Source organism: Actibacterium atlanticum (assembly GCF_000671395.1).
GTDB classification, from domain to species: domain Bacteria; phylum Pseudomonadota; class Alphaproteobacteria; order Rhodobacterales; family Rhodobacteraceae; genus Actibacterium_D; species Actibacterium_D atlanticum.
On sequence record NZ_AQQY01000009.1, the window covers coordinates 97,934 to 113,538 of the forward strand.

At 57.7% G+C, this 15,605-nt stretch carries 9 protein-coding genes and 2 pseudogenes; 8 read left to right on the forward strand and 3 right to left on the reverse strand.

Translation table 11 applies throughout. The features are described 5' to 3' along the window. Positions 1-5: 5 nt before the first annotated feature. Positions 6-1,301: a TRAP transporter large permease gene (locus ATO10_RS13160; RefSeq protein WP_035252331.1), complete on the reverse strand. Its 1,296-nt coding sequence runs from the start codon at positions 1,299-1,301 to the stop codon at positions 6-8. Positions 1,302-1,666: 365 nt separating this feature from the next. Between ATO10_RS13160 and ATO10_RS16635 the strand changes: the two are divergent. Further along, positions 1,667-1,951: pseudogene (locus ATO10_RS16635) on the forward strand (integrase core domain-containing protein); the annotation flags it as partial. Positions 1,952-1,983: 32 nt separating this feature from the next. Here ATO10_RS16635 and ATO10_RS13165 read toward each other — a convergent pair. Together ATO10_RS13165 and ATO10_RS16250 are read right to left on the reverse strand one after the other, a co-directional pair. Then, the gene (locus tag ATO10_RS13165; protein ID WP_035252334.1) at positions 1,984-2,610 is read right to left on the reverse strand and encodes an imm11 family protein; all 627 of its coding nucleotides are present in this window, start codon (positions 2,608-2,610) and stop codon (positions 1,984-1,986) included. A gap of 144 nt (positions 2,611-2,754) precedes the next feature. Further along, positions 2,755-3,042, reverse strand: a pseudogene (locus ATO10_RS16250) (IS3 family transposase); the annotation flags it as partial. A 412-nt stretch (positions 3,043-3,454) separates the two neighbouring features. On the opposite strand from ATO10_RS16250, the gene ATO10_RS13170 reads away from it, so the two are divergent. From ATO10_RS13170 to ATO10_RS13200, 7 genes are all read left to right on the forward strand, one after another. After that, a complete protein-coding gene (locus tag ATO10_RS13170) occupies positions 3,455-8,569 on the forward strand; it encodes a RecQ family ATP-dependent DNA helicase (protein ID WP_035252337.1) in 5,115 nt (1,704 codons plus the stop codon). A 580-nt stretch (positions 8,570-9,149) separates the two neighbouring features. Beyond that, positions 9,150-10,778, forward strand: coding sequence for an acyl-CoA synthetase (locus ATO10_RS13175; protein ID WP_035252339.1), 1,629 nt, complete (start codon positions 9,150-9,152; stop codon positions 10,776-10,778). An 85-nt stretch (positions 10,779-10,863) separates the two neighbouring features. Next, on the forward strand, positions 10,864-11,622 hold the full coding sequence (locus ATO10_RS13180; protein ID WP_035252351.1) for an ABC transporter ATP-binding protein: 759 nt from the start codon (positions 10,864-10,866) through the stop codon (positions 11,620-11,622). Beyond that, positions 11,619-12,368: an ABC transporter ATP-binding protein gene (locus tag ATO10_RS13185; protein ID WP_051598145.1), complete on the forward strand. Its 750-nt coding sequence runs from the start codon at positions 11,619-11,621 to the stop codon at positions 12,366-12,368. Before ATO10_RS13180 ends, ATO10_RS13185 begins: the two co-directional genes overlap by 4 nt. Before the next feature lie 23 nt (positions 12,369-12,391). Beyond that, entirely contained in the window at positions 12,392-13,597 is a 1,206-nt protein-coding gene (locus ATO10_RS13190; protein ID WP_035252341.1) for an ABC transporter substrate-binding protein, read from the forward strand. 69 nt (positions 13,598-13,666) lie between these two features. Next, a complete protein-coding gene (locus ATO10_RS13195) occupies positions 13,667-14,557 on the forward strand; it encodes a branched-chain amino acid ABC transporter permease (RefSeq protein ID WP_202898665.1) in 891 nt (296 codons plus the stop codon). 13 nt (positions 14,558-14,570) lie between these two features. Further along, positions 14,571-15,494: a branched-chain amino acid ABC transporter permease gene (locus ATO10_RS13200; protein ID WP_035252342.1), complete on the forward strand. Its 924-nt coding sequence runs from the start codon at positions 14,571-14,573 to the stop codon at positions 15,492-15,494. Positions 15,495-15,605 lie beyond the last annotated feature (111 nt).

A 15,605-nucleotide genomic window follows, 5' to 3' on the forward strand; every position in this document is an offset into this window, starting at 1 on the left:
TGTTTTTAGAACAATCCCGGCAGCCAAAGGCTAAGTCCGGGGAATAAGACAAAGAGCATCAGCATCGCGAATTGGACCGCGACAAACGGGATAACCGCTTTGATGATTTCATCGACTTGCAGCATGGGGGCGACCCCGCGCAGGGCGTAAAGGTTCAGCCCGACGGGGGGGGTGACGACGGCGATCTCTAGGTTCATCACCAGTACGATGCCAAACCATAGCGGGTCATAGCCCAGCGCGGTGATCAGCGGCAGTAGGATCGGGGTGGTCACCACGATTAGCGACACGGCGTCCACCAGCATGCCCAGCAGTACCAGCCCGATCATGATAACTACCAGAATGCTCCAGCCCGGCAGGTTCATCCCCACAAGCGCATCCGACAGAGTTTGCGGCACGCGCATCAGGTTCAGATAATCCCCAAAGATCCGTGCACAGCCGATGATCAACAAGATGGTGCCCGACACGCGGACGCTATCTGACAGGATCTTTAGGGTCTTTTTCCAATCCAGCGAGCGAAAGACGACGGCGGCGATCAGGAACGCCCCAAAAGCACCAAACCCGGCCGCTTCGCTGGGTGTTGCGAACCCTGAATAGATGCTGCCCAGAACCATCGCGACCAGAAGCAGCGCATGCCATACATTGCCCAGCGCCTTGAATTTCTCGGTCCAGCTGGTGCCTTCGCCCTTGTCGCTGGGGGCCTCGGACGGATTCAAGGTGCAGCGTAGCCAGATGTAAGCCGACAATGCCGCCGCCAGCGCCAAGCCCGGTACGATACCCCCGATGAACAGATCGCCCACCGAAACACCTGATACCGCGCCATAAATGATGAATGGCACGCTGGGCGGGATCAGCATGGCCAGCGCGCCTGCTGACGCCACCGACCCCGCGGCGATCCCACGGCTGTAACCCCGATTCAGCATTTCGGGCACCGCAATGGATCCCACCGCCGCCACGCCGGCAACCGACACGCCCGAGACAGCACCAAACACGGTGCCCGCCCCAACGGTTGAAATCGCCAGACCGCCGCGCAGCCAGCGCAACCAGACAGAGGCCGCATGATAGAGGCTTGTCCCCACCGGCGTTGCCGTCAGGAAATTCCCCATCAAGATGAACAACGGCAACGCGATCAGTTCAAAGCTGTTGAGCTGTCCGAAAAACGACGATCCGGCAAAAAAGAAGCCCAAAGAGCCACGCTCCATAAAGAAGCCCAGCAAGCCGCTTGCGCCCAGTGCCAGAAAGATTGGCGCGCCTGAAAAGATCATCAATAGCAGTAAGATGACAACAAGAAGTGGTTCAAGCATGGCGACCCCACGCTTGTGATGTAAAGGTGTTCAATTTTTCCTCCCTAGCCCGCTCCGCTGGCGCGATGCAGGTTCCCTTTTTCCTTCATGAGTGCGACCGTTGCAGCGGTCTGTGGCTGCGCATGTTCACATGCGCGATTGTTCGACGAGAGCGTCCTGCATCCCAATGGATGTCGAGTTTCAAACATTTGCCTGAACGCACCCACCTGATCGCGCCGCTACCGGCCTGTTTGTCGCCTTATTCGGTCAGCCGCCTTTGCGGCGACGCGCCGATGATGATGCCCGGCAATCACGCCCGAAATCGTCAGGCGCTCGGGATTTCTGGGAATTCTAAGCAGCTTCACGGAAATCTGTGTCCGCTGAGATCACCTTGGGAAAACGGGTATTGCGAAAGCTTCAACTCTCGGGTCCGCGACGAATTACGAAACGGTGAGCTCTTTTACAGTTTGCGCGAGGCCCAAATCCTGATCGAACAATGGCGGGTTCACTATAACTCTGTCGGGCCGCACAGTGCATTGGGCTACCGTCCACCCGCGCCAGAAAGCATCGTGCCGATGGATCGAAGGCCCACGATGCATTACCAACTAAACTGGACCACCCGAGGGGCGCGCGCCAGCTTGACATCTACGTCTCCGAAATCGCTAAGTTAAAAAGGCTGGTTTCAAATAAATCGCTACTTGCGTTAGACGATAAGACATTTACGCAGATTGAAGCGCCGCGTCAGCTTGGCGGCTTTCAAGGCTTGAACCAGCGGGTCACTCATGAAGACCGCATTCCAAAGATACGGGTCAATCCACATATCTGGTCCATCCAAGGCTTCCGCACGGACCGCAATATCGTAGTCATTCACCACAAACTGCGGCTTCCAGGAGTTTGGCGGCGCCTTGAATGGCACTGTCGCTCCCGGAGACTGGTCAGGAATAAAATGCTGCTGCCGCACCCCAAAGTTCAGGCAAAAATACGTGCCCTCTACCGGTGTTTCACGATCAAACTGAAACAACTTGGTCGGGTAAAGGCCGCCTTCCCCTAGATCGAACTGCCTCATGACGTCTGCAACAGCCGCAGAAACACACCAAAAGCCACCCGCACTGAAAATGTCGGGTTGCTTTGCTGCCTTTTTACTGCGTTGCGTGAAGTATTGTTCCTTTGGGAAGCGATCAGACGGTAACGGAAACCCAAGCTGGTTCAGTCGGAGTGCCTCAATAGCGTTGTCTTTGTCGGTCTCAACGATGTCTGCTGCAAATGGCTTGATCAACGTCGAATCCATCATGATGCGGCTGACCCAAACGGTGGGTTTAGTGGAACTCATTTGCAACGCTCCGGTTGGTTGTGCCGACGCACCGTCGAAGGCGGAAAAGTGAATATCACGAAATTTCTCGCTATACTGAAGTTGAACCAGCGATCATTGATTAATCTGGAGCTGTCACGCGTTTGTACCGCTTCGATTGCTAACTTATGCAGCCTTTGTGTCGACGGCCAAGCGACTGTTCCAACCGAGCGCTGAGTATTTTCGGCATGGATTGTAAAAGCCGTTTATGTAGTTGAAGATCGCCAACTCAGCCGCGCGTCGTGTTTGCCAGTGATGCCGCCATTTCAGTTCTGCCTTGATGGTTTTAAAGAACGTCTCAACTGCTGCACTATCATAGCAGTTGCCTTTACCGGACATAGACACCTTGAACTTATGTCGCCGCAGGATTTTCTGATAATAGTGTGAGCAATATTGCGATTCTCGGTTTGTATGGCTGTTCGTGAGACAAACAGGCAGTAAGCGCGAAAGCGCCATTATGTTAAGTGTGGTTCGACTCCCCCTGGAGGCCTGTTTTGGCGCTGTAGATAGGTCGGCCCGCAATCGGCGATTTGCTGGTACTTCGCCCACCAACCCCGTTCTTCTTCAAAGAGCCCATTGATCGGCCAGTTTATTTGTCCCGGAACCGGGCTTGAGCGAATGCATTCTCCGCAAGATATGCGGAGAATATGGTGACTAACCTCCGCATTGGTACAGATGTTCGCAGGCAGTTCTGTCGTAGCCGCGAGTTCTCTGGGGTGAGGAAGACCGATGTGACCTCTGGACGACGTGTGTTGCGATAAGCCATAGTGATCCCGAAAAAGATAAGACCCTCAGAGGCTTGCAGAGAGGCAGTTAGAAACCTGGCATGAGTACGGTCGCAGATATAAGAGCGTCGGACATGCTGGGGCGCTGTGTTTCTATCGATCTTGAGGTTGATCCGGAAAAGGCACGGATTTTTGCCTTTGCCGCAGTGAAGTGTGATCCGACGGCACCGGGCCTGGTTGTGAAGGGCACAGTTGAGGCCAATCTGCCGAAACTCGGAGCGTTCTGCCAGGGGTTCGACCATGTCATCGGCCACAATATCCTGCGCCATGATCTGCCCCATCTGGCCGCCGCATCGCCGAAGTTTGTTGATCTGGCACGTGCCCCCATCGACACGCTATGGCTCAACCCCCTGGCGTTTCCGCGAAACCCTTACCACCACCTGGTGAAACACTATCAGGATGGGCGTCTTCAGACCGGGCATGTGAATGATCCGGAATTTGACGCCCGCCTTGTGTTTGAGGTTCTGGAAAATCAGATCAATGCGTTTTCGACCCTGAATCAGCAGTCGCCGGATGCTCTGACGGCCTACCACTATCTTTGTTGCCGGGATCCGCAGAGCGGTGGTTTCGACCGGCTTTTCTCGCTGATCCGGGATGCATCAAAGCCCGACAAGGATGAGGCCCATGGCGCTATTCGCCGTTTGCTCAAAACAGCATCCTGTTTCGCGATGGTTGAGACCCTCCTTGAGCGCCTGAATGATACAAGTATCAGCTGGCCTACGGCTTACGCCTTGTCCTGGATATCTGTGGCGGGTGGGGATTCGGTTATGCCGCCATGGGTTCGTGCGCAGTTCAGGGACGCTGCGCGCATCGTGCGGGACCTGCGTGACACCAACTGCGGGGATGACGGGTGCAGCTATTGCCGCACACACAACGACCCGAAGAAGGCGCTGAATCGCTGGTTTGGTTTTAAGAGCTTTCGTCCCGAACCTATCGACGCGTTCGGTCGCCCGCTTCAGGAAAGGATCGTCGAAAGCGCGATGGAGGGGGAGAGTCTGCTGGGCATTCTTCCCACGGGCACAGGTAAATCCATCTGTTATCAAATCCCTGCGCTTTCCAGGTTTGACAAAACCGGGGCGCTGACGGTCGTTATCTCACCCCTTGTGGCGTTGATGGCAGATCAGGTGCAGGGACTGGTGCGGGCCGGTATTTCTTCGGCTGTCACTATCAACGGCCTTTTGTCGCTGCCCGAGCGTCATGACGCACTGGACAAGGTTCGGCTGGGTGATGCCGCGATCCTGCTGATTTCCCCGGAACAGTTACGCAGCACCTCGGTCAGGTCCGTGCTTGCTCAACGCGAGGTTGGTTTGTGGGTTCTGGACGAGGCCCATTGCGTCTCGAAATGGGGGCACGATTTCCGTCCCGACTATCGTTATGTCGGTCGTTTCATCAAAGAGACCTCTGGCGACGAGGCCGCCCCGGTTCTTTGCCTGACGGCGACCGCCAAGCCGGATGTCGTTCAGGACATTCGCAGTCATTTCAAGGAACGTCTCGGCCTCGATCTGACCTTGTTGGATGGCGGAGCATCGCGCACAAACCTGCGCTTCAAAGTGCGTCCAACTCAGCGCGCAACCAAACTGGCCGACATCCTCGATGCGCTGGAGGCGGACCTGCCCGAAACCGGCGTGTCCGGGGCTGTGGTCTATTGTGCCACGCGCAGTGCGACCGAACGGGTTGCAGAGTTCTTGAAGCTACAAGGCCTTGCGGCCGAACGGTATCATGCGGGTCTCAGCGCAGATGAAAAGCGCGAGATCCAGGAGGCCTTCCGGGTGGGGGACCTTCGGGTTATTGCCGCGACGAACGCATTTGGCATGGGGATCGACAAACCCGACATTCGCCTTGTTGTTCATGGTGATGTGCCGGGTTCTCTGGAAAACTACCTGCAGGAAGCAGGGCGGGCCGGGCGCGACCGAAACCCTGCGCAATGTGTTCTGCTGTTCAACACCGAAGATGTGGACCGCCAGTTCAGCCTGAGTGCCCGATCACGACTGGCGCGGCACGAAATCGGCGCGATATTGAAGGCTCTCCGGCGGCTGGACAACCGGACACGAAAGAATGGCGAGGTCGTGGCCACCCCGGGCGAGATAGTAAAGGAGGAGAAAGACCACGAGTTTGAACGCGACAGTGCCACGGATGACACACGCGTAAAGACAGCCGTCGCCTGGCTTGAAGAGGCAAAACTCCTGCAGCGCGAAGAAAACCGGGTGCAGGTATTTCCCGCATCTCTTCTTGTTCGCGATGTCGATCAGGTGAAGAAGATCCTTGAACGGGTCGAGATTTCGGGCGCCAGGAGACGCCAGCTTCTGAGCGTCGTCCGGCACATTATCCATGCGCCCGCCGAAGAAGGTATCTCGACAGATGTACTGAGCGGCGCGAGCGGGTTGAGCGGGCCGGCCCTGCGCAAGGCGCTGACGGATCTGGAAGCTTTGGGCATAGCCAGCGATGACACAAACATCACGATCTTTGTCCATGTCGGCGTTGAGAACGCGTCTAAGGCACGATTTGAAAGTGCGGCGCGGCTTGAAACAGACCTGATTGCGCAGTTGCGCGAAGTTGCTCCGGACGCGGATAACGGCGAACCTACGCCCTTCAACCTTGCCGCGACCTGCCAGATGCTGCGGGAGGTTGGCCATACTTCAGTGCGTCCGGATATCGTCGAGGGGCTACTTCGCGGCATGGCGCAGGATGGGCGTGACATGGAAGGTGGGCGGGGCAATCTGCATCTGCGCAAAGCGTCGCGTGGCAGCCTTTTCGTTCGCCTGCAACGTTCATGGCCGATTGTCGAACAGACCGCAAACCTGCGCAGACTGGGGGCCGAACGACTCCTGGCACATCTTGTTGATCTGGTGCCCAAAGGTGTTCGGGGAAAGGACATTTCCGTCGAGACGACCCTGGGCCGTCTGCTGGCCGCGATAAACGGCGACGCCATCCTGCGCAGTTCCGTGAATGATCCAAACAAGCTGATGGACCGGGCGCTTCTATGGCTCCACGAGCAGCAGGTTGTCACGCTTGGGAAGGGCCTGTCGGTTTTCCGCCCTGCCATTACGCTTCATCTCGATCCCAAGGGCGGGAACTTCACGGTCCGGAATTTCACCCCGCTCGAAGAGCATTACACCGAACAGACGATTCAAACCCATGTCATGGCGGCCTATGCTGAAAAAGGGCTGGAAAGCATGGACGAGGCCGAACGGCTTTCCGCTGACTATTTCGTACTGGAACGCGATGCGTTCATGCGCCGCTGGATGCCGGGGCGCGGCACCGAGTTTCGCAGGCAGGCAACGGGGCAGGCCTGGTCAGACATTGTCGATGTGCTTGGAAACCATACGCAAGAACAGATCGTTCGTGATGACCGCGAGCAGACCAATGTGCTTGTGCTTGCCGGGCCCGGTTCGGGCAAGACCCGCGTTCTGGTGCACCGGATCGCCTATCTGGTGAAGATCAGGCGCGAAGATCCGAACGGCATTCTGGTGCTCGCCTATAATCGTCACGCCGCCGCAGAAATTCGCGAACGCCTGCGTCGTCTCATCGGCGACGAAGCCCGATTTGTCACGGTTTCGACGATCCATGCCCTCGCGATGCGCTTAGTGGGCGCCAGTTTTGCCGGGGGTGCCGCGGCGGAGAAGCAGGACTTTGACAGCCTGCTCATGGATGCGGTGCGTCTGCTGCGGGGAGATGGCCTGGACAAACACGCAGCCGAAGCGCTGAGAGCCACCCTGATTCAGGGGTATCGCTGGCTTCTTGTCGATGAATATCAGGATGTCGGACCCGAGGAATATGCCCTGATTTCCGCAGTGGCCGGCCGGAGCCTGGATGATCCCGATCTGCGCATCAGCTTGTTCGCGGTGGGGGACGATGATCAGAACATCTATTCTTTTTCAGGCGCATCCATCCGGCACATCCGACAGTTCGAAGCGGATTATTCCGCAAAGCCCGTATTCCTGACCGAGAACTACCGATCAGCAGGAAATATCATCACAGCCGCGAACGCAGTCATTGAACATGCGGCTGAAAGAATGAAGGTAGGGCATGACATTACCGTCGATCGGGCGCGTCGTAAGGAGCCCCCGGGCGGTAAACTCACGTCGATCGATCCGGTGGCACAGGGTCGGGTCCAGATTCTCGGCTGCCCGTCAGGCAATGATGCCCAGGCAATGGCTGCCCTTGATGAACTCGTGCGTTTGTCTCGCCTGATCCCCGACTGGTCCTGGTCCCGTGCGGCAATTATCTCTCGTGACTGGCGAAAGCTGGCGCCGGTTCGAGACTTCGCGGAAGCCCTCGGTATCCCGGTGGAGGTTGCCAGCGAACGGCTCCCGGGGCTCTGGCGAATGCGGGAAATGCAGATGTTCATTGATGCTCTGCGCGCAGACCAGGCCCGTGTCGTATCGCTGGCTGATCTGGCTGAGATACTGAACACGATCCCGTCGTCCCGCTGGACAGACCGCATCGGTGAAGGTCTAGGTCTGCTTGCCAGGGAAATCGACGGGCGCAGCCTTCCGGCTGCCGACGTTGTCGAGTGGTTCGCCGAATGGGCACGTGACGCCTGGGGTGAACAGCGCGGCCTGAAGCTCCTGACGGCCCACCGTGCCAAGGGGCTGGAGTTTGATGATGTCGTGATCCTTGATGGCGGCTGGGAACGCCCCTCTCGCAACGAAGATCAGGACGCGCCCCGACGGCTGTTCTACGTGGCTATGACGCGGGCGCGGCGAAATCTGATCGTGATGAGCAACGACAACCACGAATACCTGCCAACCCAATCCCCTGCTGTCATAAAGCGTCACGTGACGCCGGATCTGGCATCCTTCCCCGGGCCGCGCAGGTATTTCCAGTCAGCCGAGGCCCGATTTGTCGACTTGTCCTTCGCAGGCCGTCAGGGGCAACGCCATGCCGTTCACCAAGCCATCTCCGCAGCACGTATCGGTGACCCGATAACCTTGGTACGCGAACAGGATCGATGGCACCTACAGGATTCAGGTGGCCGCAGTCTGGGCCGGATGTCGGTGAGTTTCGCGCCGCCCCCGAATACGCGATTCATACGTGGTGAAATCGCGGCCATCCTGTGCTGGCGTAAAGAAGATGCTGACGAAGCCTATCACTATACGCTGAGACGCGACGCCTGGGAGGTCGTGATACCTGAGCTTGTTTTTGAAGCGTTGTAGGTTCCAAAATCTGCTAGTTTAGCTACGCAGGTTTGATTGGACTGCGAAGGTATTGGCGAAGCATCGCCTCTGCGATCAACTGTAAGACATTCTGCTGTCTGGGCTCTTCACTGTTTTGGAAAAGAGCGGGAGGCAGGCTTTCGCGGCGATTGCGAACCTGACTGACGGATAGAACATTGGCCGACTTCCTCGAGGCACTGAAACCGACGATGTCCACACTAGCGCAGGTCCGCTTAGCGAACACATGAGCAGTTGCTTCGCGGAGCACGAGCGGCGAGAGATGTGCCGTTCGCATGCGCACGACGTGATGGCTCAGTTTTTAGGCGGCCCGGGCACATACTATTCCGGATATCACGAGGCTCGATCTGGTGGAGGACAATTACCTGTTCGCAAAGGCTAAGAATCTTTGAAGCTGTGAATTCGTTGAAAAAAGCGAGAGTTCAAAACATCACGCACGTCAGCCCTTCACGCAAAACAGCTGTCACAATTGCGTACCATTCGCGCAAAATTCTGCAAAATCCAGATGTGTAGTTAGGGCCGTCGCTGCTGAGATCTCGGTGGCGTCTGGAGGAGGAACTACATGTCGCACACTGGTATCTTCAGTGCGGGTCTGGACGCGACCCCAGCAAATTACGAAGTACTCACACCGTTGAGTTTCGTCGAGCGCACCGCGTCGACCTATCCGGAATATCTGGCCGTGGTCTACAATGACATTCGGCGCACATGGGCTGAAACCTACGCCCGCATGAAGCGCTTGGGGCAAGGTCTGGCAACTCGCGGAATTGGCAAGGGTGATACTGTCTCTATCCTCGCTGCCAACATCCCGGAAATGTTCGAGGCGCACTTTGGCGTCCCGATGTGCGGCGGGGTGCTGAACACGGTGAACACCCGTCTGGATGCAGAAGCGATTTCCTTCATTTTCAATCACGCAGAAGCAAAGGTCGTGATTGTTGATCCGGAGTTCTCTGAAGTTGCGGCCCGCGCCATCAAGATGACAGGCCGCGATGATCTTCTGGTCGTCGATATCGAAGACCCGAGCTTTGAGGGGGGGAGCCGGATCGGTGACATCACCTATGAGGAGCTGCTGGCCGAAGGCAGTGACGCGTTTTCGCCTATTCTTCCCGAAAACGAATGGGACGCAATCAGCCTAAACTACACTTCGGGCACCACCGGCGACCCAAAGGGCGTCGTCTATCACCATCGTGGCGCAGCCCTGAATGCCCTGTCCAACATTGTGACCTGGGGCATGGGGCACCACTCGCGCTACCTATGGACCCTGCCCATGTTCCATTGCAATGGCTGGTGTTTCCCTTGGACCATTGCTGCCAATGCTGGCGTTTGTGTTTGCCTGCGCGCGGTGCGGGCCGAGCCGATCTATCAACTGATCCGTGACGAAAAGGTGACCCATTTCTGCGGAGCTCCGATCGTCCTGAACATGCTGGCCAATGCGCCCGATGCGCTCAAGGATTTCAGCCATGAGGTCAAGGTGATGACCGCAGGTGCAAGCCCGCCTGCTGCCGTGATCGCCAACATGGAAGCCATGGGAATTGATGTCACCCACGTTTACGGGCTGACCGAAACCTACGGTCCTTCGGTTGTCTGCGCGTGGAAAGATGCGTGGGATGTTAAATCGAACGATGAAAAGGCCAAGCTGAAAGCCCGACAGGGCGTTAAAAACCTGGCCCTTGCGGGACTGATGGTCGCCGACCCGAATACGCTTGAACCATGCCCGCAGGATGGCGAGACCATGGGCGAGATCTTCATGCGCGGGAACAACGTGATGAAGGGCTATCTGAAGAACCCGTCTGCCACTGAGAAGTCATTCAAAGGCGGCTGGTTTGCTTCGGGCGATCTGGGGGTGATGCATCCTGACGGATATGTCGAACTCAAGGATCGCTCCAAAGACATCATTATTTCCGGTGGTGAGAACATAAGTTCGGTCGAGATCGAAGACGTGCTCTATAAGCACCCCGCCGTGATGGAGGCCGCCGTGGTGGCGCGCCCTGACGAGAAATGGGGCGAGACGCCCTGTGCTTTCGTCGCCCTCAAACCCGAGTCTGACATCTCCGCAGACGACATAATCGGGTTCTGTCGACAGGGTATGGCGCACTTTAAAGCACCCAAAACGGTGATCTTTGGTGATCTGCCCAAGACCTCAACCGGCAAGGTGCAAAAGTTCGTCCTGCGTGACAGGGCGCGCGCCCTATAGCCGATCAACTGCTCCGTCCTCCTCCCAAAACTGGGGAGGCCAGGATCTCCCCCTGCGCCTCCCCACCATTTTCTGGGTGAAAACCATGAACACGACCGAACCATACATTCTGGAAACAGAAGAACTTACCAAAGAATTCAAAGGCTTTACCGCCGTTGACAGTGTTGACCTGCGTGTGCGCCGCCATCAGATCCATGCGCTGATTGGGCCGAACGGAGCGGGGAAAACCACCGTGTTCAACCTGTTGACCAAGTTTCTGACGCCAACCCGTGGACTAATCCGGTTCAATGGTCAGGACATCACAACGGCCAAGTCGGCCGAGATTGCCCGAATGGGTGTGATCCGATCATTCCAGATATCGGCCGTCTTTCCGCACATGACCGCGCGCGAAAACGTCCGCGTCGCGCTGCAACGAAAGCTTGGCACCTCTTTCCACTTCTGGCGCTCGGTCAAAACTTTGAACGCGCTCAATGAGCGCGCGGACGAGCTTCTGACCATGGTCGGATTGCAGCGTTTCTCTGACAGTCAGGTGGCGGACATGTCTTATGGCCGCAAGCGTGCGCTTGAAATCGCGACGACGCTCGCGATGGAACCAGAACTGATGCTGCTGGACGAGCCCACGCAGGGCATGGGGCGCGAGGATGTCGAACTGGTGACCGACCTGATCCGAAAGGTGTCTGCCAACCGCACCATCTTGATGGTTGAGCACAACCTGGGCGTCGTTTCGCGCCTCTGCGACACGATCACCGTTTTGCAGCGTGGCGCAGTCCTGACCGAGGGCACCTATAAGGAGGTCTCGGCTGATCCGCGTGTCAAAGAGGCCTACATGGGGAAAGCGGCATGAATACGATCGAAAACCATGAGCTGGGCGGCCAGCACGTTTCCGAGCACATCGAAGAGCTTCGCATCCAGGATCTGCACGCGTTTTACGGCGAAAGTCACGCGCTGCACGGCATCGATCTGACTGTGGACCAGGGGGAGCTGGTCACCCTGCTGGGGCGCAACGGGTCGGGCCGGACAACGACGTTGCGCGCCATCGTCGGGCTTATCCCGCATCGCACCGGCTCGATTGTCCTGAAAGGTGAGGAAACGATCAAATCCCCACCACATACGATTGCGCATTTGGGCGTGGGCTATTGCCCCGAAGAGCGCGGCATCTTTGCCAGTCTGAATGTCGAAGAAAACCTGATGCTGCCGCCCAACGTGGCACCGGGTGGGATGTCGGTCGAAGAGATCTATGAAATGTTCCCGAACCTTGCCGAGCGTCGCAAGAGCCAGGGCACCTGCTTGTCAGGTGGCGAACAGCAAATGCTGGCCATGGCGCGGATTTTGCGCACGGGCGCCAACGTGTTGTTGCTTGATGAGATCACTGAAGGTCTGGCCCCGGTGATCAATGACAAGCTGGGCGACGTGCTGATCGAGCTGAAATCCCGCGGCTACACGATTGTGTTGGTCGAGCAGAACTTCCGCTTCGCCGCACCCCTCGCGGATCGCCATTTCATCATGGATCACGGCCACATCGCCGCAGTCATTCACAAAGACGAGCTGGAGGAAAAACAGCACGTTTTTGACGAATACCTAACCGTCTAACGGACATTCTTGGAGGAGAAATCATGAAACTTTTCAAAGCATTGGCGGGCAGCGCATCCGCCGTTGCCCTGATGGCTTCGGCGGCCGCCGCCGAGATCAGCGATGGCGTTGTCAAAATCGGACTGATGACTGACATGTCGGCTGTCTATTCGGATATTGCAGGAGAGGGCACCGTCGTGGCCGCCCAGATGGCAATCGACGAATTCGGTGGAACCGTCGCGGGCGCCCCGATTGAAATCGTCACCGCAGACCACCAGAACAAGGCCGATATCGCCGCCAACAAGGCGCGCGAATGGGGCGATACCGGTCAGGTGGATGCCTTTGCCGAACTGGTGACCACCTCGGTCGCGCTGGCTGTTTTCGAAGTGGCCAAGCAGCAGAATAAAATCGCGCTGGTGTCTGGCGCGGCCTCGTCGCCGTTGACCAATGACGCCTGCATCCCGACCGGGCTGCACTGGACCTATAATACGCGCGCACTGGCTGTGGGCACTGGCTCGGCGATCGTTAAGGAAGGCGGCGATAGCTGGTATTTCCTGACCGCCGACTACGCCTTTGGCGAGGCGCTGCAGCGCGACGTGTCGAACGTGGTCGAAGCCGAGGGTGGCAAAGTTGTGGGGGCTGCCAAGCACCCGTTCCCATCGTCGGATTTCTCGTCCTTCGTGCTGCAGGCCCAGGCCTCGGGGGCCAAGATCATTGGTCTGGCCAACGCCGGCGGGGATACGGTGAATGCCATCAAGGCGGCGCATGAGTTTGGCGTTGTTGCCGCGGGCCAAAAAATCGCGGGGCTCTTGGTTTTCCTGACCAACGTCAAATCCATCGGTCAGGAAGTCGCCCAAGGTCTGCAAATGACCGTCAGCTTCTATTGGGACATGGATGACGAAACCCGTGCATGGTCGGCTAAGTTCGAGGAAAAGACCGGCAAGAAACCCACTGGTATTCAGGCGGGCACCTATTCGGCGGTACGCCACTATCTGAAGGCCATCGAGGCCACCGGCTCGGACGACACAGACACGGTTCTGGCCAAAATGCGCGAATTGCCGGTTCAGGACATGTTCGCCAAGGACGGGGTTCTGCGCAGCGATGGGCGCATGGTGCACGACATGTACCTTGCTGAAGTGAAGGCACCTTCGGATTCCGACGGAGAATGGGACCTGCTGAAGATCGTGCGCACCATTCCTGGCGAAGAGGCATTTGGCCCCCTGTCGGAATCGACCTGCCCGACCAAGTAACCATACCACACCGGCAGGCGGGCTGCGCCTGCCGGACCTCTCAATCTTTCATACTGGGACACTCGGGACATGTTGACAGATCTGTTGGGCTTCCCGCCCCAAGTTCTCTTCGGCCAGCTATTGCTTGGTCTCATAAACGGCGCCTTTTACGCGGTTCTGTCGCTGGGCCTTGCGGTGATCTTTGGCCTTCTGAACATCGTAAACTTCGCCCATGGGGCGCTGTACATGCTGGGGGCGTTTGCAACACTGGCGGTGACCAAATACCTCGGCATTGGCTATTGGGGCGCGTTGATCATTGCCCCGCTGATCGTCGGTGCGTTCGGTATCGTTCTGGAGCGGCTCATGCTGCGGCGGCTTGCGGGCGTTGATCACCTTTATGGTCTGTTGCTGACCTTTGGATTGGCGTTGGTGATCGAGGGCGCGTTCGTCAAACTGTTTGGCTCGTCCGGCTTGCCCTATCCGACCCCACCGCAGCTGCAAGGCGGCGTCAACCTGGGCTTTATGTTCTTGCCTTGGTATCGCGGCTGGGTGGTCGTGGCTTCGCTGGCAGTCTGTTTTGCCACCTGGTTTTTGTTCGAACGCACCAAGATCGGCGCTTATCTGCGCGCCGGAACCGAGAACCCCACCCTTCTGCAAGCCTTTGGCGTGAATGTCCCGCTGCTGACCACCTTGGCCTATGGCTATGGTGTGGCATTGGCGGCCTTTGCCGGAGTGCTGGCCGCCCCGATCACACAGGTGAACCCGTTGATGGGATCAAACCTGATCATCGTTGTGTTTGCGGTGGTCGTGATCGGCGGCATGGGCTCGATCATGGGGGCCGTTGTGACCGGTCTTGCGATGGGGGTCATCGAAGGCCTGACCAAGGTCTTTTGGCCCGAAGCCTCCTCAACCGTCATCTTTGTTGTCATGGCCATCGTGCTGGTGTTGCGCCCGGCTGGCCTGTTCGGCAAGTCCGCTTAAAGGAGCTGACGTCATGAATTCCAAATTCGGATATCTCATCGCGATTGTGTTGCTCTTGGTTGCGCCCTTCGTGATCTACCCCGTATTTCTGATGAAGCTTCTGTGCTTTGCCCTGTTCGCCTGTGCGTTCAACCTGATCCTCGGTTACGGCGGCCTGTTGTCCTTTGGCCATGCCGCTTTCTTTGGCGGCGCAGCCTATGTCACCGGCCATGCGCTCAAGGTCTGGAACCTGCCGACCGAACTGGGCATCCTGATAGGCGCAGGCGGGGCCTGCATTCTGGGGCTGGCCATTGGTCTGCTGGCGATCCGCCGCCAGGGCATCTACTTTGCGATGATTACCCTAGCGATGGCGCAGATGGTGTATTTCCTGTTCATAAGTGCCGATTTCACCGGCGGTGAAAACGGCCTGCAAGGTGTGCCCCGCGGCACGGCATTGGGGCTGGTCGATCTGCAAGACAATATCAACATGTACTACTTCGTCCTGGTGGTTTTCGCGCTTGGTTACTTCCTGGTCGCCCGCACCGTGAACTCGCCCTTCGGGCAGGTTCTGGGGGCCATTCGCGACAACGAAGACCGCGCCACGTCGTTGGGCTATGACGTCGACCGCTACAAGCTGCTGGCCTTCGTGTTGTCAGCCACGCTGGCCGGGCTGGCGGGGGCGACCAAAACGGTGGTGTTCCAACTGGCCTCGCTGACCGATGCTCATTGGCACATGTCCGGCGAGGTGGTTTTGATGACCCTGCTGGGCGGGCTGGGCACCATCGTAGGCCCGGCAGTCGGCGCCGGTGTGATCATCACTTTGCAGAACTATCTGGCTTCAGGGCCGCTGGGCGCTTGGGTGCCGGTGGTGCTGGGTGTGATCTTCGTGATCTGCGTGCTGGCCTTCCGTCGCGGCATCGTCGGCGAGTTGCGCGAGATGATGCGCAAATCTTTCTAACAACGGGCAGGCCCCAAAGGGCCGCCTTTCTGAAACCCGTATCGCAGGAGTGACAGGATGAAGGTGCTAGTGCCTGTAAAACGCGTGATCGACTACAATGTGAAGGTTCGC